The sequence below is a fragment of the Tunturiibacter lichenicola genome (assembly GCF_051013355.1).
Classification (GTDB): Bacteria; Acidobacteriota; Terriglobia; order Terriglobales; family Acidobacteriaceae; genus Edaphobacter; species Edaphobacter lichenicola_F.
In genome coordinates this window covers 222704-244880 of the sequence record NZ_CP132944.1, presented here as the reverse complement: position 1 = coordinate 244880, position 22177 = coordinate 222704, and the positions used below count along the sequence as shown (strand labels likewise).

The following is a 22177-nucleotide window of genomic DNA, read 5'->3' as shown; positions in this document are numbered from 1 at the left end:
GGTGGAGCATTGCCTATAGACTAATGTGCTCCGGCCAAAGAAACTTTTACTATGGTGTCCATTTCTTCACCTGAACTTCACGAAATTGACTCGGGTTTTCAGTCTCAAGCAGGCTAGATTTTTTCCCTTGGACGGTCTGATCAAAGAAATCCAGCACATATGCGCGAACAATCATTTGTATTCGTGCGGGAGAGATATGCGTGGGCTGCGTCCAGCTACTCCACGGAGTTATCAGAGGATGGTCGGTAAAGTCCATGTGTGAGGTATTACTCACATATAGCTTATATCCGCCATACTGTTTGAGGCTGGCATCTACTTCGCTTTCGTCATTCTTATCTAGTTGCTTCAAGGTTCGCGCTTCGGTATCCAGCGCGCTCAGATCTTCCTGTTGGGGATGATTCGACTTTTCGTACATGAACAGCGTCGGCTGGGCGAACGTGCGATGTTGAATATTTCCGAACGTCCAGCCGTCCATGTTGAGTGCGGATTGAATGCGGCGATCAACAGAGCAGACCTGTATTGCTGCGGCCCCTCCGAACGAGTGACCAAGGGCGCCAGCTCGATCGGTATTGAGTCGCCCATACCAAAAACTCTTGCTATCAGCATTCTCGTTTTGGAGCGCATTAAGAACAAATACTTCATCATCGACCCATCTTTGGAGCTCTGTATTCCAGGCTTTTTTGATCTCTGTGGCCGTATGCTTTGAAGCGTCTATCGGATCGTATCCGTTGGCGCTATCAATAATGCGATCACCTGCCAATGCGACCCGGCCGGCGTTATACGTATGATCGATCGCAGCGACAACATAACCGTGGCTCGCAAGATCTTCCGTGAGAAACGTATCCTGCGTGCGCCTTCCCCCCCATCCATGATTGAAAAGTAAAACAGGGAAAGACCCTCCCTCTCCTGCGATGGGAGCGTCAACACGTGAGTTGGTCCAGAGAACACTACGATACGAAGTGACTAGACTTGTCTCTGCTAGCCTTTGATATGCGGCAAGGTGATTGCTAGAGGGATTAGCCGGGTACCATATCTGAACCACAAGCTCACGAGGCAATCCTGGGTGTTGTTGATCCGCATCTTCAACTCTGCTCGAGTCCTTTAGGTAAATTATTCGAGTGCCGACAAAGTACGGGCCGGTCGGTTTTGGGAGAACGAACATCGGCACAAGCAGAAGTAATCCGAAACTCATCAGGCAGAGCAGAACAACCCCAAGGGCCAAGCGCCCCTTCACTGGTTGACTGAGCGCAGTATGCAGGCGGCGGGGACCTAAGTTCCAAATTGTTAGAACAAGTAAACCTGCTAGAGCAGGAAACATCTGCCAGTAAGTCTTTTCGTAGGCAATATGCCATGTGCAGAGTAAGAGAGCTAAAAACGTCAGAGATCGCGGCCAGGAATCCGACATCTTAGCTATTTGCGCCAGCGCGGCAGCGATTACAACAAGAATCAAGATAGTTTCGAATAGCCGCATAAAAGATAGTGAAGGAACGTCCAGGCTTGTGTGCTAACCATTCACAGACGAGACCTGAATAGTTGTCTTTGCTAATTCTAGCGGCTGCTACTTCTTGAGAAAGCTTAACTTGTGGAGCGCAGATTTGGCTGCCACAACAGGCACCATGGACCGAGATTTAAGGTAGTCCACTGCAGCAGACTGACCTGGTGGTCTCGGGGTCAGACCAAGGGCTCGAAGGGCGTGATTTGCGCGATATGTGTTTGCGCGAAGCGTGTCCTTGAACTGTACGTTGACATTGAGGGAGACGGATATGTTGTCGTCATTTTCAACCCAGTGAGGGCAGTTCACGGGAATATGAACCCCCGTGCCGGCGCGTAACTTATAAGAAGTGGCGCGAGCTTGAAACTGTGGTTTGTAAACAGGAGCATTATTATCAACTGTCCAGAAACGCTCGATTTCTTCCTCGGGAAGTACGTCTCGATCTGTGCGATCGAAGATGTGAATGGTTTTAGTCCCCTTGATCTGTAACAAGAAACTGCATTCACGATCGATGTGGTAAGTTGCGATCCGTTTGGGAGAAGTGACGAAGATGAGAGCATCTTCGCGCAAGATTTGCGACTCCAGACTGTGGCCGATCTTTGCTTTTATCTTGTGCCACCCACTACCAAGAAAGGCCTGATATTCTGGATCACGCTGTACGTCCTTGAACAATAGCCAAGCGCCGCATGTCTCTATGCGTTTCATTGTTTCTACAACCGAAAACTGCTTCTTCGGCATTTGATCCCATCTCTGGTCGACCCGTATTTCGCCCGCATCATAGTAAATGCCAGCTGGCCTGGTCTGTAGAGTTCGTTCAGCCAACTCCATCAATTCGGGGATCTGTAGAAGTGGATGTTCTGCCAAGGTGTGAGTGATTTCGAAGTGTTCACGATCAAACTTGCTGCTCAATTCATCACGATCTGTGGTGATCCAGCAGTCTTCGAGTAGGTCGTTCGAAATAACAGAAGTTGACATAGTACGGCACGCTCTCGGGACGTAGATTTAAGCGAAGTTTATTCCTAATTCCAGACCGATACAATAACGATTTCGTCCGGAAATAGGCAGTTCACTGCGATGTCTGGCTTCTGAATTGCTCACAGTGAGCTATGTGCAATTCGCTAACCATTGCAGATGGCTCTTTTGGGATAAAGCTAGATATCTAGAGCCAAAAGAAATGAAGCTCGGTCAAGGCTACGGGCTGCTATCATCGCATCACTGTCGCCTCTGCTCTACATGGGAGAATTTATGTCGGCTAACTTAGACACCGCCACCGCTCCAAATTCCGCAATGCTGCCGCGGGTTGCCCTCGAGGATGTGCAGCTTGATATAGATCCGAAGTCCTACCAGACGTTTTATAACAGGACCCCATTCGGGTTTACGCATAATTTGCACCGATTGGATATCTTCCAGTTCGACTCTATCTCCGAATTGCTGGATCGTTATACAGGTGCTAGCAACGATTACTATGTTGCCGGGAGCGCGGCAGCGGCAGGAAGCGCTTTTTTTGATGCACCCCATATCAAGCTGACTCCAAAGGAAGCCATTCATCAGCTTCACGAACGTCCTACCCGCATATTGCTCAAGCGATTGGAGAACCATGACGATCGCTTCCGTAAGCTGCTTGACCTGATCATCAAGCGAATTCGCAGCATCCCGGGTGGGCTTGGAGATCAACCTATCTTACGAATTCAATCCAGCTTATTCATCACCTCTGCGGCATCCACGACACCTCTCCACTTTGATCCGGAAGTTGGATTCTTTGCTCAGATTGAAGGAGACAAGACCTACCATGTCTATTCTCCAGACGATGTGCGCGAAGAAGATCTCGAGGATTTCTACGTTCGAGGAAAAGTGAGCATTGGCCAACTCGACATCGAGCAACGCGATCCAGGCAAAGAACAGGTTTATAACCTCAGCGCAGGGCATGGCTTCCACCAACCTCAGAACGCACCACATTGGGTCGAGACCTGCGGAAGCAGATCGATCTCTTATAGCTGCGTCTTTGAGACGAAGGCCGATCGAGCGCTGGGGCGCACTCGCGCATTCAATTATTACGAGCGCAAGTTAGGGATGAGGCCCACTCCTCCTGGACAGAACTCGAAGCTCGATAATGTGAAAGCTGAAGCGATTATTCCTGACCGCCTGGCTCGCAAGGTTATCGGTCGAATCCGTCACACCTGAGCCCTTCTGATCGACGAGCCGCAGAGTACTTCGCCGGGTACCTAGGCCTCATGCCTCTCATGAGGGAATGGCCAAGTCGAACAGTTTTCCCGGACGGAAAAGCTGAATGTCTTGCCTACGATACCGCAGACGTGCGGATTACCACTTGAAAGCTGATTCGACTGCTGGCTAATTCTTCACACCAATGATCGGCGCAGCACGGTTCTGGCACGCAGCAGCCGAGATTTGGTGGCTGCCACCGAAATGCCCGCAATCTCGGCAATCTCTTTGATCGAGCTGTCATGCACCTGCTGGATCTCAACGATGGTGCGAAGCGCTGGCCTAAGTCGGTGGATGGCACGTTTCAAGTGCCTCTCTCTTTCAGATCTAGCGTAGTGTTCTTCCGTATTGACTCGTCTATCCGCTACCTCCCAATGCTGCCACGCGTCGCCATCGACACTACCATCCATCGAAATCTCAGGGTGTGCGCGCTTCCGGCGCAAGATCATGAGTGCGGAGTTGATAGCGATTCGCGTAAGCCATGTGGAGAAGGACGATCTGCCGTCAAAATTTTTCAAGTGAACAAAGGCCTTCAGAAAAGCGTCCTGGAGTGCATCTTCCGCATCCTGTCGGTTGCGTGTAATCCGATACATCGTGTTGAAGACCTTCTTCGAATGTCGATTCCAAAGCTCGGAGAAAGCCATATGTTCGCCGGATCTTGCTGCGGCGACAAGCGTCTCGTCACCTGAGCTGTTGAGAATTGCTTGCACACTGATGACGCCTGATGAAAGACATGAACTCATAAAACCACCTTTACGAACGTGGGATGGATGATTTGTTTTGCAGACAGTTCGAACTTTATTCTGTAATCAAGTGCCGAGTCATGGTCCAAAACCTGAGAGATATTGAATGAAATTTCTCAAAGAGTGCATTTTGCCCAGCCTTCTGCTGGCCGGTGCAGACTTAATCTCGGAGAGCTCGTCGCGATCGCTCCACGCGAATATCTGACGACCGCTCCGGATTGGGTTTGTCATAACTGCGAACAAAGTTGCTGAAGAGAAGGGAATCTGAGGTACGAGTAATTGCCATCGCGACTTCCGAGCTTTGCATGGGAGAACCACCAATCCTGCAGCGGGAAATTTCATTAACCGATTAGGATGTTATTCAACTTAGGTTGTATCGCCGTTTTATGAAAGCCCAAATCGTGCCTCCGTCGGGACACTCTTTCGAGGGGTACAAGCCTTCCGGTCAAAGTCGTGGCCGCCCGATTTGTGTCAATACCTGATCAGCCTCGGTCAATCGTCGTTCCTATCCGAGGATGAAACCACGAGGCGCCGTCCGAACATGCGTGCGTCGATGGAATATGCTCCGGGTCCCAACATCGCCAATGATGCAGTAATCAGAATGGATGCGATAAGGTGAGTGACACCCAACTGTCTCAGATCCGATATGGCTGCGATCTCAACACAGCACGATAAAACGGATACAACTGGGGTAAAAACTCCCAGACATAGCGACACCACGAGCAAACTGAGACCCACAAGTTCACCTGTATGAACGATTGGGTCTTCACTCGGGATGACATTTGAGACGAGCATCGCCGCAACAGAAACCCGCAGCAGAACTAATGCAACGCCAGCCGCTCCCGTTGGAAACATCGAAAAGAGTCTCTGCACGCGGAGAGGTTAGTTGCCATCTCACAAACGGGCAAACCCGGAGAGAGCGTATGACGAGCAACACTTTCGAGGGGTATCCTATTCCACAGTTGTTATGGGTAATGAGTCTCGTGCTGATTTCTGACAGAACAAATGGAGCCACACAAGCAGCACTTCGTCTGCAGAGCCGAGCGACATCCCAGATAAATGACTTGGGGTAGCCTTTAGATCACGTTCGATGACCTGGGCAGCAGGTGCTCGCACTATGGTGTCGAAGTTTGTCGACGCTCCACGGCAGGCACGAAGATAGAATTGCGAATGGTTATTGTCGTGGCCTACGACGGTGCCGGCGCTGACAGACCACCGGACCTCCGAGACTAAGGAACGTTATGAGCGAAGGGCACACAATCAGAGTCCTCACTGTCGACGATCATCCTTTACTCAGGGCAGGAATCTCGGGCGCAATCAACTCTCAGCAGGATATGACCGTTGTTGCTGAAGCCTCAGACGGCGAAGAGGCGCTCGCCTGCTTTCGAGTTCACCGTCCTGACGTCACGCTCATGGACCTTCGCATGCCCAAAATAAACGGCATCGACGCTATCCTGGCAATTCGTAAGGAGTTCCCCTGGGCTCGAATCGTCGTCCTTACCACATACGGCGGCGATATCCAGGCGCTTCGCGCCTTCAAGGCCGGGGCAGTAGGGTATCTGCTGAAGAGTATGTTGCGGACGGAGTTGATCGACACGATACGAACTGCTCACGCAGGAATGCGGCGCATCCCACCAGAGATAGCCTCGGAGATGGCACAGCATGCCGGTGACGAAACGCTGACCGCAAGAGAAATCGAGGTTTTGCGCGATGTTGCCAAAGGCAATTCCAACAAAATTATCGCTGCAAGGCTTGCCATCTCAGAACACACCGTCAAAGGTCACCTCAAAAGCATTCTCGCCAAACTCGACGCGAGCGACCGCACACACGCTGTCATCATCGCAATGAAGCGCGGCTTTCTCGACATCTGAGCGCAGCCCGTGGACTCGACCGAAGTTGCTAACGAACCGCAGTGAGCAAACGGCATCAAAGCGCCGCTGCTGTTACAGCGAAATTAGAGATGGATCGCGCTTTCTCGAAGGTCATTGGGCCTCCACGCACGCTGTCTAACCAAACCACTGCATGTCCAGTCAAATATTGACGTGCAATTAGCAACCAAACGGTAGACTTAGCTAACGGAGCCTTCGCCGTGCGTGAAAGTCCTATGTCTCTCGAAATGGGATTAAGTGGCGGGACAGATTCAACCGCAACTAAGGTCGCTGCATCGGGTAATCTCTAAGAAGGAAGCAATATAACTGACTGATCCTATGGGAGACAACGAGTTTACGCGATGAGTTCAATCCGTTTCAGGCATCCTGCCCCGATCTTGTTCTATTTAGGCGCTTTATTTCTGGCAGGTTGCAAAGATAAGCCGTCGGACCCGAAGAGTGAAGTTCCCCCGCCAGCGGTTGTACAAGCCGATGCGGACTCGAATCTGGTGCACGTCGATCATCCCGATCAGTTCACTCTGGTTGCCGCGACTGACTACGCGGCCGCTTCGGCCATCCAGGTCACCGGCACGGTCAACCCTGACATCTCCCGCACCATCCCTGTCATCTCGATTGCCTCCGGCCGAGTCGTTGAAGTGCATGCGCGCATCGGCGACTACGTCAAAAAAGGTCAGCTCCTGATGGATGTGCAGAGCACTGACGTCTCCGGCGCCTTTGGTTCCTACCTCAAGGCCGTCAACGACGAGCGCCTCGCCAAAGTGCAGCTCGACCGCGCCAAGATCCTGAACGACAAGGGCGCCATTCCCAACAGCCAGGTTGAGATCGCGCAGAATGCCGAAGACGATGCCAAAGCCGCGCTCTCGGCATCCGAGGAGCAACTCCGTGTCCTCGGCGTCGATAAGAATCACCCTGCCGCGACCGTCAAGGTCTACGCCCCGGCCTCCGGCTTCATCATTGCGCAAACAGTCACCAACGCCGCCGCCGCCGGTGTCACCTACGCCGGTTCGGCGAATGCGTTCACCATCGCTGACCTGTCGCACGTCTGGATCATCTGTGACGTCTACGAGAACGATCTCCCCACCGTGCATCTTGGTCAAAAGGCCGACATTCGCCTCACCGCCTACCCCGACCGTGTATTGACAGGAGTTATCAGCGATATCGGCGCTGTCCTCGATCCGCAGATACGCACTGCCAAGGTACGCATTCAGGTAGAAAATCCGAACACTCTCATGCGCGTCGGCATGTTCGCCACTGCAACCATCCATGGCAAGACACTCCAGACCCACGTGCAGGTACCGTCCACGGCGGTACTTCATCTGCACGATCGCGACTGGGTTTACGTCCCCGCAGGCGACGGCAAATTCCGCCGCGTCGCCGTCCAGGGAGGAGCCGCGCTCTCCGGCAACCTGCAGGAGATCCTGTCGGGCCTCAATGCCGGTCAGCAAGTCGTCTCCAACGCACTCGCGCTGCAGAATACGGTGGACCAGTAGATGATTCGTGGACTCATCGACTTTGCACTGAACAATCGATGGCTCGTACTCGGGGCATCGCTTATTCTCTTCGCCTGGGGAGCCATCTCCTTTCACAATTTACCCGTCGAAGCCTATCCGGACGTCGCCAACAACTACGTTCAGGTCATTACGCAGTGGCCCGGCCGAGCCGCTGAAGAGGTAGAGCAGCAGGTTACAACGCCCATCGAGATCCAGATGGCTGGTATCCCGCATATGTCCCATCTCCGCTCCACCTCTCTTGCTGGCCTCTCCAGTGTCACCATGGTCTTCGACGACGACTCCGTCAACAAAGACAATCGCGACCAGGTATTTCAGCGCCTCGGACAGGTTGTCCTTCCCGCCGGCCTCCAGCCGCAGATGGGAAGCGACTGGAGCCCTGTCGGACAGATCTACTGGTACACCCTTCGCTCCACCAATCCCGCCTACGACAGCATGGAACTCAAATCCCTGCAGGATTGGAAGCTCGAGAAGGAGTTCAAATCTGTCCCCGGCGTCGTAGACGTCTCTAGCTTCGGGGGGGCTACCCGCGAGTACCAGATCCGCATCGACCCCGACAAGCTCATCGCGTACGGCCTCTCCATCAGCCAGGTCGAGCAGCAGCTCGCCAACAATAATCAAAACGCAGGTGGCAGCTTCATCGAGCAGGGCCAGCAGCAGGTCAACGTCCGCGAGGTCGGCCTTTACACTAACGTCCACGATATCGAAGAGACCGTTCTCAAGACCCAGGCCGGCGCCGCTATCCGCGTAAAAGACATTGCGACAGTCGCCCAGGGGCCTAAGATTCGCCTCGGCCAGATCGGCAAGACCTGCCGCGGCGGCGACACACCCGCAGCCGAATCAGGAGCATCCTTCAGCGCCACCGACCCTTGCGTCGATCACGTCGACAAGCCCGGCGCCAAGCACGCCATCCGTCACATAGACGGGAAGCTCATCGACAACGACGACGTCGTTGAAGGCATCCTCCTGCTCCAGAAGGGCGTAGACTCCGACGGCGTCCTCGAAGGCATCCACAAAAAAGTCGACGAGCTCAACGACCACGTCCTCCCGCCCGGCGTCAAGATCATCCCATTCCTCGATCGCAGCGAACTCCTCCACTACACCACCCACACCGTCCTTCACAACCTCACCGAAGGCATCATCCTCGTTGTCGTCATCCTGTTTCTCTTCCTCGGCAACGCCCGCGGCGCCATCATCGTCGCGCTCACCATTCCGTTTGCTCTCCTCTTCGCCGCAATCTGCCTCAACCTTCTCCACATTCCCGCGAACCTTCTCTCCCTTGGCGCGCTCGACTTCGGCATGGTCGTCGACGGCTCCGTCGTCATGGTCGAGAATATCGTCCGCCACCTCAGCCACCAGCGCAAAGACTCTCTCTCCCCGTCCCAGCAGATCCGCGAGGCCTCGCACGAGGTGCAGCGCCCGGTCTTCTTCGCACGCGGCATGATCATCACCGCCTACCTGCCAATCTTCACCCTGCAGGCAGTCGAGGGCCGTCTCTTCAGGCCAATGGCGTGGATGGTCAGCTTCGCTCTGCTCGGCGCGCTCATCTTCTCTCTCCTCCTCGCGCCTGTCCTCTCCAGCCTGCTCTTTCCCAACGGCGCCAGCGAGTGGGAGAACCCCGTGATGACATGGCTCACCAGCCGTTATCGCGCTGCCGTCCGATGGGCTGTCGAACATCGCGTCGTCACTCTGTCACTCACTGGTTTCGCCCTCGCCCTCGCCTTCTTTCTCGGATTCAGCGGCGCCATCGGCTCCGAGTTTCTTCCTCACCTCGACGAAGGCTCTATCTGGGTTCGCGGCACCCTGGCTCCATCTGTTGGCCCAACCGAAAGCCTCCGCGTCATGAACGAAACACGCATTACGCTCGCGGCGTTCCCCGAGGTCAACAAGGTCGTAAGTCAGACCGGACGCCCCGACGATGGCACCGACACTACCGGCTTCTTCAACACTGAATACTTCGTCGATCTCAAGCCCAAGGCCGACTGGCGCCCCGTCTTCAACCAGAACAAGGAAGAGCTCATCGCCGCCATGCAGCATGAACTCGATAAGACTCCTGGCGTCCTCTGGAGCTTCTCGCAACCCATCTCCGACAACGTCGAAGAGGCCGTCAGCGGCGTCAAAGGCGAGCTAGCCATCAAGATCTACGGCGACGATCTCAAGACCCTTGAAGCAAAGGGCGATGAGATCGTCTCCGTCATGAGTAAAGTTCGCGGCGTCCAGGATCTCGGCCTCTTCCGCGTCATCGGCCAGCCAAACCTCAACTACGCCGTCAACCGCGAAGCTGCCGCCCGCTACGGCATCAACGTCATCGACGTACAGGATGCGATTCAGACCGCCGTGGGTGGCAACGCCGTCAGTCAGGTTCTCGACAAGGAGGCCCGCTACGACGTCGTAGTTCGCTACCTGCCGCAGTATCGTGACACCGAAGAGGCCATCAACAACATCCGCCTCCTCTCCCCCAGCGGCGAGCGCGTCTCTCTCGCCCAACTCACCACCGTCAAGACAGAAGACGGCGCCGAGGAGATCTATCGCGAATCTGGCCAGCGCTACGTCGCCATCAAGTACAGCGTCCGCGACCGGGACCTCGGTTCAACCGTAGAAGAAGCCATCAAGAAGGTGGACGAACAGGTCAAGCTTCCTCCCGGCTACAAGACCGACTGGGCAGGCGAGTATGAGAGCCAGAAGCGCTCCTCACGCCGCCTTGCGCTCGTCCTCCCCATCACGATCCTTCTCATCTTTCTGCTCCTCTACATCATGTTCCACTCCGGCAAATGGGCCGGGCTCATCCTCCTCAACGTCTCCATGGCGCCTCTGGGTGGCCTGCTCGCTCTCTTCATCACGCACACCAACTTCTCCGTCTCCTCCGGCGTGGGCTTTCTCGCACTCTTCGGCGTATCGGTGCAGGTCGGCGTCATCATGCTCGAATACATCAACCAGATGCGAGTCCGCGGTCACTCCATCGAAGAAGCCGCCATCGAAGGCGCTGTCCTGCGCCTCCGTCCCATCATGATGACGATGCTAGTCGCCACCTTGGGCCTGCTTCCTGCCGCAACATCGCACGGCATCGGCTCCGACTCGCAGCGTCCCTTCGCCATCGTTATCGTAGGTGGACTCGTCGGAGCGCTCCTCATCAGCGTCTTTCTGCTGCCTACCCTATACGTCTGGATCGCGAGGCCCAACGATGTCCTCCCCAACCCAGAGACGGAGTTCGAGAACTAATGCTGTTCAAGTGTGCAGGTAAGTATTCGACGATCTTCACCCAGGCGAAAGGAGGCTCTGACGGCGCTATGCCAAACACGAAACATATGCCAAACACAAAACATCAGATCCTCCTAGCTGCCGCCTGCTTTCTCTCTTTGCCTTGCGTTGCGTTCTCGCAGACCCAGCCCTCCAGCTCGGCCGCCCCTGCTGCAGTCACCATGCAGCAGGCAGTTGATATCGCCCGCATGAAGAATCCAGCGTTGCTCTCTGCCCAACAGAACCTGCTCTCCGTCAAGGCACAGGAGATTCAAGCCGGCGTTCGAGCAAACCCTGATCTCAACCTCTCAGGATCGAACGTCACCCTTGGCGCTCAATCCAACAATCCGTACGATTACAACGTCGGTGTCTCCCGCTTGTTCGAGCGAGGCGAAAAACGTCGTTGGCGTCTCGACAGCGCACGTTCCACCACCGCCCAGACAGACGCCCAGTATCACGCCCAGGAGCAGCAGACCATCCTCTCGGTCCGCCAGTCCTTCACTAACTTCGTCGTTGCCAAGGCCGCAAAAAAACTGGCCGACGACAACCTCGCTGACTTCAAACACGAGCTCGACATCGGCCACGAGCGCTTCAAGGCCGGCGACCTCTCCAAGCTCGACTACGAACGGCTCGACCTCCAGCTCGCACAGTTCGAAACCGACGAATCGAACGCCATCACAAGCGCTCAACAGGCCAGCATCCAGCTTCAGGCGCTCCTCGGCTACGACAAAGCCCGCCCGGACTTCGATGTCATCGGCGATCTCGTACCGCCACCCGTCTCCGACACAATGGAAAGCCTGGAGCAAAAAGCTCTCGCTGCCCGCCCCGACTACCATGCAGCCCATCTCGGCGTTGCGGTAGCAGACGCCAATGTAAAACTCGCCTACGCCAACGGCACGACCGACCCCACCCTCGGGGCGGAGTACGACCGCAACGGCCCGGACAACTCTGTGGGCTTCTCCCTCGACATCCCGCTGCGCTTCTTTGATCGCAACCAAGGCAATAAGGCGACCAGTAAGTACGTCGCGCAGGCCAGTCGCTTCACCGAGCTAGCCACCCGCAACCAGGTCATCGCCGACGTCGATCAGGCATGGTCCGGCTACGCCAACGCGAAGGTCCTCTCCGACCGCTACAACGGCCACTACCTCGACGAGGCCAAAGACGTTCTCGAGATCTCAAGGTTCAGCTACGACCACGGCGGCCTCGCCCTGATCGACTACCTCGATGCCCTCCGCGAGTCCCGCTCCGTCACCTCCGACGCCCTCAACGCCTACTCCCAGACTTGGATGGCCATTCACCAGCTCAGCTTCGCCACAGCCACCGAAGTAATTCCGTAGCTTCGATTCGGTTCAAGGCCAGCGGCCTTGGATCATCAGACACGGAGCTCGGAAGCCGAGCGAAAGACTTATGAGAGTTCACTAATTTCTCCATCAGAACGTCGAGCGTTTTTGGTCAGACGCTTGCTGGCTGTTAACGCGCGGCCGATTGCGCGGACGCGGGAGAGTGAATGTCTCACGTAGCAAATCCAAACAGTTTAGATAGAGGCGCAGGCGCTCCGGTGGGTATGCCTATATCGCTCGACCCGTCCGACTGGACCGGCTTTCGCGTGGAAGCGCACCGGATGCTCGATGACATGATCGACTACATCGCGAACATCCGCGAACGGGCCGTGTGGCAGCCTATTCCGGACCCCCTGCGCGCGCAGCTCCGCGGAGATGTACCTCTGCTGCCGACGGATCTTGCCATGGTTCACGCCGAGTTCATGCAAAATATCTTGCCGTTTGCCGCTGGCAACGTTCACCCAGGCTTTATGGGCTGGGTGCATGGCGGAGGGACACCGGTTGGCATGGTAGCGGAGATGCTGGCTGCTGGATTGAACGCAAATCTCGGTGGCCGTGATCACGCACCCGTCGAGGTGGAGCGTCAGGTCGTCAATTGGGTGCGTGAGCTTTTTGGCTTTCCCCAGGGAGCTACAGGGCTCTTTGTGACTGGCACATCGATGGCGAACTTCATCTCCGTGGTCGTAGCGCGTGACGTAGAGCTCGGCTTTCAGGTTCGGCAGCAGGGAATCGCAGCAGACGGCAGCAAGCGGCTGACAGCGTATGGCTCTGCTGCAGTGCATGGCTGTCTTGCAAAGGCCTTGGATCTCGCCGGTCTTGGCAGCGATGCGCTGCGGATTATTTCAACCAGCGATCGTCACTGCATCGACGTCGAAGCTCTCGAGCAGGCGATCCGTGAAGATCGCAGAGATGGCTTTACTCCATTTATTGTTGTCGGTAGTGCTGGGACGGTCGATACAGGAGCCATCGACGATCTCACTGCGCTTGCCAACCTGTGTCAGCGCGAAAAGCTCTGGTTTCACGTAGACGGAGCCTATGGCGCTCTGGCAATTCTTGCTCCCGATCTTGCCTCGCGCCTGAAAGGAATTGAATACGCTGACTCACTTGCATTTGACTTTCACAAGTGGGGACAGGTCCCATATGACTCCGGGTTCGTGCTGATACGAAATGGCCAACTCCATCGGAGGTCGTTCGAATTCTCGCCCGCCTACTTGAAGCGTGAGATTCGCGGGCTCGCTGCCGGCGCCCCATGGCCGTGCGACTTTGGGCCCGATCTTTCGCGAGGCTTCCACGCACTGAAGGTCTGGTTCACCCTCAAGGTTCACGGGACGGAGGCCATCGGCGCTGTGATCTCGCAGACCTGCGAGCTGGCGCGGTATTTGGAAGCGCTGGTTGCTGATAGCTCCGAGCTCGAACTGCTGGCTCCAGTCGAACTTAATATCGTCTGCTTCCGCTATCGTGCTGAGGACTCCGATCGCATCAACGAACAGATCGTGGTCGAACTCCAGGAGTGTGGCAGTGTTGCCCCGTCGACAACCAGGTTGAACGGCCGCGTTGCTATCCGCGTCGCCATCGTTAACCACCGCACCAGTCGTGTGGAGATAAGAACGCTGGTTGACGAGACCCTGGCATTGGGCCGCGCGCTCGCAGGCAACTCTGTGTCGCGCCAGTCAACGGACGGAACGCCAGAGAATGGAAGCCTCACAAATATGCAACTGGCGTTACGGTCGGTGGAGACACAACTGCAGCTTAAACCGGACTCGACCACTCTTCTGTTTCAACGAGCCTGTTTCCTTGAGCAAACCGGTCGGCTCCAGGAGGCCCGCGGCGTTTACCTTGACCTGCTGGCTCGCGAACCTTCACATCTAGACGCACTGAAGTGTCTGGGAAACCTCTTACTTGCTTCCAGAGAGACTTCTGAGGCGCGGCGTCTCTATGAACTGGCAATCGAATATCATCCTGACCACCCTCCTTGCCGCGCGAATCTGGGCAATCTCATGATCAAAGGTGGCGAACATGAGGCAGCGCGAGACCAGTTCGAGCACGCGCTGCGAGTCGATCCCAACTATCGTCCCGCACACGCGGGGTTGTCCTTCGTCCTTGGGCATCTCGGTGATCCTGAGCGCGCCACATGGCATCGCAGCAAGGCCTTTCAGGATCGTTGTGTTGTGGTAACGCCCTATCGTGGCACGAAATCGCCAATCATCGTACTCGAGCTCGTCTCCACGACTGGCGGTAACATCCGCACCGACGACTATCTCAGCGACCGTGCCTTCCAACGAATTCTCGTCACCACGGAGTTCTACGATCCCAATACGGTCCTGCCTCCACACCACCTCGTCGTCAATGCGATCGGCGAGGCCGACGGTGCTTCTGCGGCGCTCACCGGAGCACTCTCAGTTCTTGCGCACACAGAAGCTCCGGTGATCAATCCACCAGCGGCAGTGCTCGCTACAGGTCGGTGCGAGATCATGCAGCGTCTCTCTCATATCCCAAACCTGATCACCGCACGGACGCTCACCCTGTCGCGTGAGCAGCTTCTTGCCTCCGATGCCGCTGCGACGTTGGCTCTCCACGGCTTCAGTTTTCCGCTCCTGCTTCGATCGCCAGGCTTTCATGGGGGTGAACATTTTCTCCGCGTCGAAGTCCTCGAAGACCTGGCCGCTGCAGTCAACGAACTTCCAGGAGATGACCTCTTCGTCATCCAGTATCTTGATGCCCGCGGAGCCGATGGCAACTCCCGCAAATATCGCGTCATGATGGTTGATGGCAAGCTCTATCCGCTGCATGTTGCGATCTCAGGAAACTGGAAGATCCACTACTACAGCGCCGATATGGCGGATTGTCCAGAGCATCGCGCCGAGGATGCCGCGTTTCTCGCAGACATGGACGGCGTCTTAGGCCAGCGCGCCGTAGCTGCGCTTCAGCAGATTCAACGGACGCTAGGGTTGGACTATGGCGGAATCGACTTCGGTCTGACCGAACGGGGCGAGGTTCAGTTATTCGAAGCGAACGCAACCATGGCGGTCATTGTCCCCGATAAAGATCAGCGCTGGGACTATCGTCGATCTGCGGTGGAGAAGATCTATCGTGCCGTTTGGACAATGTTAAGAGACAGAGCGATAAAAGGTCCGCCAAGTTCTAAATAGAGGCCGCCTTCACGTGCACGCTACTCCGAAGGATCGTAGTTCAGGTTAGGCCCGAGCCAACGCTCAACTTCAGCCACGCTCATCCCCTTGCGCTCGTGATAATCGGCAACCTGATCGCGGTCAATCTTCCCGAGGCTGAAGTAGCGCGACTCCGGATGAGCAAAGTAAAGCCCACTCACACTCGAACCGGGCCACATTGCGAACGACTCCGTAATCATCATTCCGGTGTTCGCCTGCACATCGAGCAGCCGCCACAGCGGACCCTTCTCCGTGTGATCCGGGCACGCCGGATAGCCTGCAGCCGGCCTGATCCCACGATATTTCTCTTCAATAAAATCCGTATTGCTCAAGCCTTCCTCGAGACCGTATCCCCACTCATCACGCACCCGCTTGTGCAGACATTCAGCGAAAGCCTCCGCCAGGCGATCTGCAACGGCCTCCGCCATAATCGCGTTGTAGTCATCGTTCTCTGCTCTGAACTGATCGCACAAATCCTTCAAGCCGATCCCGCTCGTTACAGCAAATCCGCCGATGTGGTCGTGCAGCGCCGTCTCCTTCGGTGCAATAAAGTCAGAGAGCGACCGGCACGGCTCGCTACCTTCCTTGTTCGATTGCTGTCGGAGAAAATGGAATCGCTCGAGCACTTTACCGCGCGTCTCATCCGTGTAAAGCTCAACATCGTCGCCCACCGCGCTGGCAGGAAAGAACCCATACACGCCACGTGCAGTAATCAGATTCTTCTCGATAATGCGATCCAGCAGGGTATTGGCATCGGCGAAGAGTTGTCGCGCTTGTTCGCCTTGCTCGGGGTGCTCAAAGATGCGCGGATAGACGCCCTTCAACCCCCAGGCGTGAAAGAGTGGCGACCAATCAATATATTCGCGAAGTGTCGCCAGAGGAAACTTATCCAGCACCTGCACGCCGGTAAATGCAGGTGCTGGCAGATCGTCGGCACGCCACTCGATCGGAGTTCGCCTTGCGCGAGCAGTCGCAAGCGACACGACCTGCAGACGCGGAGCGGCGTGAGCCTTGCGAAGCGCCTCGTATTCGGCACGATGCTGTACGACGAACGCCGGCTTACCTTCATCGCTCAGAAGGCTGGTCGTCACAGGCACCGCGCGGCTGGCATCCAGAATGTGGACCACCGGCTCGCTGTAGTGCGGTGCAATCTTGACGGCCGTGTGTCTCCGGCTCGTGGTCGCCCCACCGATGAGCAGCGGCAACTTGAAGCCCTGACGCTCCATCTCCCGAGCCACATGCACCATCTCATCGAGAGATGGCGTGATCAACCCGCTAAGACCGATCAGGTCCACCTTCTCTGCCTTGGCACGTTCGAGGATCTTCTCAGAGGAGACCATCACGCCCATATCGATGACCTCGTAGTTATTGCAGGCCAGCACAACACCGACGATGTTCTTGCCGATATCGTGGACGTCTCCCTTAACCGTCGCAAGCAGAATCTTTCCCTGCGCCTTAACTATCTGGCCAGATGCCTCCAGCGCGGCCTTCTCCGCTTCCATGAACGGCGTAAGGTGCGCCACCGCTTTCTTCATCACGCGGGCAGACTTAACAACCTGTGGCAAGAACATCTTGCCGGATCCAAACAGATCGCCCACCACACCCATGCCATCCATCAACGGGCCTTCAATCACCAGCAAAGGACGGCCTAGTTTAACGCGTGCTTCCTCAGTATCGATCTCAATGTACGCGTCGATGCCCTTGACCAGCGCGTGTGAGAGACGTTCCTCGACCGAGCCGTGACGCCACTCCTCTGCCTTCTTCTCACTGACGACCGTGCCAACATGCTTCAGCGCTTCACCAAAATCCACCAGGCGCTCCGTCGCATCTGGACGGCGATTTAGCAGCACATCCTCGATCAGTACCTTCAGCTCAGGCTCGATCTCTTCATACACCTCAAGCATTCCGGCATTCACGATGCCCATGTCCATGCCTGCTGCAATCGCATGATAGAGAAATGCCGAGTGCATGGCTTCGCGAACCTTGTTATTGCCGCGAAAGCTGAACGAGATGTTCGAGACACCGCCGCTGACCTTGGCGTGCGGCAGATTGGCCTTGATCCAGCGGGTCGCGTTGATGTAATCGACCGCATAGTTGTTGTGCTCTTCCATGCCGGTCGCAACGGTAAGAATGTTTGGGTCGAAGATAATGTCTTCCGGCGGAAAACCTACCTCGTCGACCAGAATTCGATAAGCGCGCTCGCAAATACGAATCTTCTCGTCATACGTCGCAGCCTGCCCCTGCTCATCAAAGGCCATCACCACCACCGCCGCGCCATACTTCAGCACCGTCGCAGCGTTCTGGCGAAACTTCTCTTCGCCTTCCTTCAGCGAGATAGAATTGACGATGCCTTTACCCTGCAGGCACTTCAGTCCCGCCTCGATGACCTCCCACTTCGAGGAGTCCACCATGAAGGGAACCTTGGCGACCTCAGGCTCGCTCGCCAGCAACTGCAGATAGCGCGTCATAGCCACGGCACCGTCGATCATGCCCTCGTCCATGCAGATGTCGAGGACGTTTGCGCCGTTCTCCACCTGCTGCCGGGCAATGCTTACTGCCTCTTCGTACTTGCCCTCTTTAACGAGCTTCGCAAATTTAGGCGAACCGGCAACGTTGGTTCGCTCACCGATCATGATGTACACGCCGGACTGCTGGGTGAATGGCTGAGATCCGGACAGACGAAGAGGCTTTGCCTCGATGGTCACGCTCACGCAGCAACCTCAATCTGGCCGAGCTTTCGCGGCTCCTTGCCTTCGAGCGCTTTTGCAATCGCGGCGATGTGCTCAGGTGTATTTCCGCAGCAGCCGCCCGCAATATTGATCAGGCCGCCCTTTGCAAATTCGCTTAGATAGCGGGCCATGTCATCCGGTCCCAGATCGAATCCTGTCTCTGAGAGCGGATTCGGCAAACCTGCATTTGGATAGCACGAGATCGCCGTGTCCGCCTTCTCCGAGAGCTCCTCCAGAAATGGATACATCAGATCAGGTCCGAGAGAGCAGTTGAGCCCTACCGACAGCGGCTTCACATGATGCACAGCATTCCAGAACGCCTCCGTGGTCTGTGCGGAGATCAGCGTCTCGCCACCGCGTCCCACAGCCGCCGAGATCATCACCGGCAACTTCGTACCATCCTGATCGAACACCTCACGAATCGCGACGAGCGCAGCCTTGGCATTCAACGAATCAAAGATCGTCTCAACCAGCAAAAGATCGGAACCACCAGCGATCAGGGCCCGCACCTGCTGCGCGTAGGCAGTCTTTACCTGATCGAACGTGACCACGCGGAAACCTGCATCATCCGCATCAGGCGAGTTCGAGAGCGACACAGTCAGGGGCCCAATAGCCCCAGCTACAAATCGCTGACGCGATGTTTCATTCCCGACGCGATCAGCCCACTCGCGGCACTGCCGCGCCGACTGCTCATTGATCTCCCACGCCAGGTCTCCGAGAAACTTATCGTCGATGATCTTCTGGTAGAACTCGGGATCTTTCCGTCCGCCATGCTCCCGCGGATCCTCCACAAAAAACTCACTCTGTGTGATGCTCGTGGCCCCGAAGGTATTCGTCTCGATGATGTCCGCTCCAGCCTCAAGGAACCGGCGATGGATGTCCATGATCATCTTCGGCTGAGTAAGAGAAAAGATGTCGCCGTTGTTCAGCAGGTCCTTCGCTGAGTCCTTGAAGCGCTCACCACGGATGTCTGCCTCGGACATGCCGTAGGTGCGGATCGTCGTGCCCATCGCCCCATCGATGATGGCAATTCGGTTATCGAGGATCTTTTCAAGCGGATGTCTGTCGAATTTCGTCATAACTCCCTGATTTGCTTGCACTTGGCGTTTTCTGACAATAGTGGTTCAACCTGCGTCCTGGTCTCCTGACCTCAACGCATAGGACACATTCGGTACGGTAGGGCGCTTCCTTCATTATAGTGATTCGGTCAAGCGCGAGGAGATTCAAACTCCAACCCGCTAAATCCGGGACATCGCCGCGACACGCTCCCACGAGTCCGCACTTACCGCCTTACCAAAGGCGAAGTTGAACCATCTGACCGCCCGTCCACCAAGGGGTTTCGGACCACCGTCAACAGGTCATGGCTGAACAAGCCAATCCCAAACGGGAAGTCCCGAAAATAAACCTGAAATCCGTGTCACATTTTTCACGCCGCAAAACATGGCCGCTTAAGCACCACATTCACCACGCATATCACCACAAATTGACCATCAAAACACCACGTATAAACACTCACTTTCCTCAAAACCCCAGCAAAAACACACAAACGCACACCGCAAAAAATACCGCAACAAACTCTTCTTTCAAGTCAGGTCAAGCTGCCGAAAAATCACGAATCCAAACAAACCGGTGCCCGGCAAACCTCAAGGTTTAGCCGAAACTGCAGTCTCATCGACAGTAAGGATCTGATCGGAGCGGACATCATTCAACTTCTGAACAATGCCGCTAGGCCAATGAATCTCAATGGATTTCACAACACTATCCGTCCCAAGACCGAAGTGCGCGCGTTTGTCGCTGGAAGAGAGATAACTCCCTGCGGTCGTCACCGTAACATACTGCGCACCCGCAGAAGTATTGACCCGAATCAGAGCGCCTATTCCATCGCGATTGCTGCGATGTCCAACAAGCGAAAGAGTAATCCAGTGATTTCCGGTCACCAATTCATTGTGCAAGATATACGCAGATCCGTCGTTCGTAGTAACGACAGCATCGACGCGCCCATCATTATCGATATCTCCAATAGCCATCCCGCGCCCAACCCACGCGTGATGGAATACGTCCCCCGAATCCGCAGAAACATCAACAAATCCCTTGCCAGTATTGTGCGCGAGCAGCATCGGCTCTTTGTACCGAAGCTGAGGAAAGTTCAATTCAATGGTGTCCAAATCATGGCCCTGAGCTATAAGCAGGTCCTTGCGCCCGTCGTTGTCATAATCAAGAAATCGAATTCCCCAGCCGGAGTGCAGCAACGTCATGCCGCCAATACCGCTCATATAACTGTCATAGGTGAAGCTTGAATCTCCACTGTTGCGATAGAGAGCATACTTCTGATTCGCAAGATTCGTGATGACAAGATCAGGCAGCCCATCGTTGTCATAATCCTGAAAATCAACGCCCATGCCGGCGTAGGTCTTCCCATCGCCATCAACTGCAATCTCTGCAGTCAGGCCGACCTCTTCGAAAGTGCCATCACCTTTGTTGTGGTACAGAAACTCGAGCATCGAATCATTCGCCATCACGATGTCGACCTTCCCGTCGCGGTCGTAATCGGCGATCGCAACTCCAAGCCCCTTACCGGGCTTATCGAATCCAGCCTTAGCTGTTACATCAGTGAAATGCCCATTTCCGTCGTTGTGGTAGACGAGAGGAGAGATAGCAGGGAAGATGTCGGGATGACAATATGCCCTATAACCATCCCTATGTTCTCCGCACCAAACATCATCGAAATCCCATTTCAAATAGCGTAAAACGACAAGATCGAGAAGCCCGTCGTTATCCAGATCGACCCAGGCTGCAGATGTGGACCACCCACTACCAGCAGTACCGGATTTGTCGGTCACGTCCGTGAAGGTTCCATTGCCATTGTTGTGATAGAGGCGATTTCCTCCGTATGCCGTCACATAGAGATCTTCATATCCGTCGTTATCAAAATCGCCCGCTGCGACGCCCATGCCATAGCCAATCCCTTGCAGGCCGGATTTTCCGGTAACATCTTCGAACGTTCCATCCTTCTTTTGATGAAAAAGACGATTCCAATATTTAGGGCCGGCCTTCTGCGGAATAGTTTCTTTCGACGTGGGGTCGGCTAGTGGTGCTCCGTTAACGAAAAAGATGTCGAGAAGCCCGTCGTTGTCGTAATCGAAAAGAGCGACTCCAGACCCCATTGTCTCGAGGAGATACTTCTTCGGTGTATGTGAGGCTTGTGCGGTGAAAGCAACATGGCTCTTACTCGTAATGTCGATAAAACGTCCAGGCGTAGAGGCAGTTTTTGCATGCGTTGAAGAATCATTCGACCTTGAGTTAGCTGTGGATTGCACTTGAGCAAAGACGGCAAGGGGCGAAGCTGAGAAACAAAAAAACAAGAGGCTACTCGCAAAAACGCGAGCGAGCGAACCGGGCGAGATTGTGTTCCGCATTGATCCCCTTATCAGCTAACGGTCCAAAGACGCAGGTGCCGTTGAACACTGGTATTCACTTTTCCCAATAGTCATTTGTATATTTACTTAAGCCAAAAAACGATACATCATTTTGTCGATTTGTCGCCTAGTATGGGGCAGTAGTGCGGTTATGAAGGGGAGCATCCGAATGCAGCACTTGTCTCGAGACATCCCAGAGTCGTTGAGCTTACCGATGGCCGTCGTCTTGACGTAATTATCGAGGCCATTGGCCTGCCGGAGACGTTCCAGTTTTAGATCTTCGTTATGCATCGCAAATGAGCTTTCCAAACCTTAGAAGTCCTCTAAGAAAGAGACCAAACAATGCTTAGCACTCAAGAAAATCAGTCAAGCAGGTCACGCAGTAGAGAACTAATATCACATCGTCTTGCGCTTAGCATTGTTATTGGCTGGTTCC

12 protein-coding genes are annotated in these 22177 nt (G+C 55.2%); 6 read left to right on the top strand and 6 right to left on the bottom strand.

Translation table 11 applies throughout. The annotated features are described in order from the left end of the window. Nucleotides 1-49: 49 nt before the first annotated feature. Nucleotides 50-1450: an alpha/beta hydrolase family protein gene (locus RBB82_RS01030; protein ID WP_433973261.1), complete on the bottom strand. Its 1401-nt coding sequence runs from the start codon at nt 1448-1450 to the stop codon at nt 50-52. 108 nt (nt 1451-1558) lie between these two features. Further along, nucleotides 1559-2467 (bottom strand): hypothetical protein, encoded by a 909-nt coding sequence (locus RBB82_RS01025; RefSeq protein ID WP_433973260.1) that lies wholly within the window; start codon nt 2465-2467, stop codon nt 1559-1561. Between the two features lie 270 nt (nt 2468-2737). Here RBB82_RS01025 and RBB82_RS01020 point away from each other — a divergent pair, with 270 nt between their 5' ends. Then, nucleotides 2738-3673, top strand: coding sequence for a hypothetical protein (locus RBB82_RS01020; RefSeq protein WP_433973259.1), 936 nt, complete (start codon nt 2738-2740; stop codon nt 3671-3673). A gap of 176 nt (nt 3674-3849) precedes the next feature. On the opposite strand, the gene RBB82_RS01015 is transcribed toward RBB82_RS01020, so the two are convergent. Continuing rightward, nucleotides 3850-4455, bottom strand: a complete 606-nt coding sequence (locus RBB82_RS01015; RefSeq protein WP_433973258.1) for an RNA polymerase sigma factor — start codon at nt 4453-4455, stop codon at nt 3850-3852. 1241 nt (nt 4456-5696) lie between these two features. Between RBB82_RS01015 and RBB82_RS01010 the strand changes: the two genes are divergently transcribed. From RBB82_RS01010 to RBB82_RS00990, 5 genes are all read left to right on the top strand, one after another. Further along, nucleotides 5697-6326 carry a response regulator gene (locus RBB82_RS01010; RefSeq protein WP_433973257.1) on the top strand — a complete coding sequence of 210 codons (630 nt, stop codon included), beginning with the start codon at nt 5697-5699 and terminating at the stop codon, nt 6324-6326. A gap of 359 nt (nt 6327-6685) precedes the next feature. After that, nucleotides 6686-7834, top strand: coding sequence for an efflux RND transporter periplasmic adaptor subunit (locus RBB82_RS01005; protein ID WP_433973256.1), 1149 nt, complete (start codon nt 6686-6688; stop codon nt 7832-7834). Next, the gene (locus RBB82_RS01000) at nt 7835-11071 is read left to right on the top strand and encodes an efflux RND transporter permease subunit (RefSeq protein ID WP_433973255.1); all 3237 of its coding nucleotides are present in this window, start codon (nt 7835-7837) and stop codon (nt 11069-11071) included. Next, nucleotides 11071-12426, top strand: coding sequence for a TolC family protein (locus RBB82_RS00995; protein WP_433973254.1), 1356 nt, complete (start codon nt 11071-11073; stop codon nt 12424-12426). Before RBB82_RS01000 ends, RBB82_RS00995 begins: the two co-directional genes overlap by 1 nt. A gap of 170 nt (nt 12427-12596) precedes the next feature. Next, nucleotides 12597-15578 carry a pyridoxal-dependent decarboxylase gene (locus tag RBB82_RS00990; protein ID WP_433973253.1) on the top strand — a complete coding sequence of 994 codons (2982 nt, stop codon included), beginning with the start codon at nt 12597-12599 and terminating at the stop codon, nt 15576-15578. A 20-nt stretch (nt 15579-15598) separates the two neighbouring features. On the opposite strand, the gene metH is transcribed toward RBB82_RS00990, so the two are convergent. The 3 genes from metH to RBB82_RS00975 all read right to left on the bottom strand — a co-directional run bounded on the left by metH (nt 15599) and on the right by RBB82_RS00975 (nt 21741). Further along, nucleotides 15599-18301 carry a methionine synthase gene (gene metH, locus RBB82_RS00985; protein ID WP_433975456.1) on the bottom strand — a complete coding sequence of 901 codons (2703 nt, stop codon included), beginning with the start codon at nt 18299-18301 and terminating at the stop codon, nt 15599-15601. A gap of 2 nt (nt 18302-18303) precedes the next feature. Beyond that, nucleotides 18304-19404, bottom strand: a complete 1101-nt coding sequence (locus RBB82_RS00980; protein WP_433973252.1) for a homocysteine S-methyltransferase family protein — start codon at nt 19402-19404, stop codon at nt 18304-18306. A 564-nt stretch (nt 19405-19968) separates the two neighbouring features. Then, the gene (locus tag RBB82_RS00975) at nt 19969-21741 is read right to left on the bottom strand and encodes a CRTAC1 family protein (protein WP_433973251.1); all 1773 of its coding nucleotides are present in this window, start codon (nt 21739-21741) and stop codon (nt 19969-19971) included. Between the last annotated feature and the right edge of the window lie 436 nt (nt 21742-22177).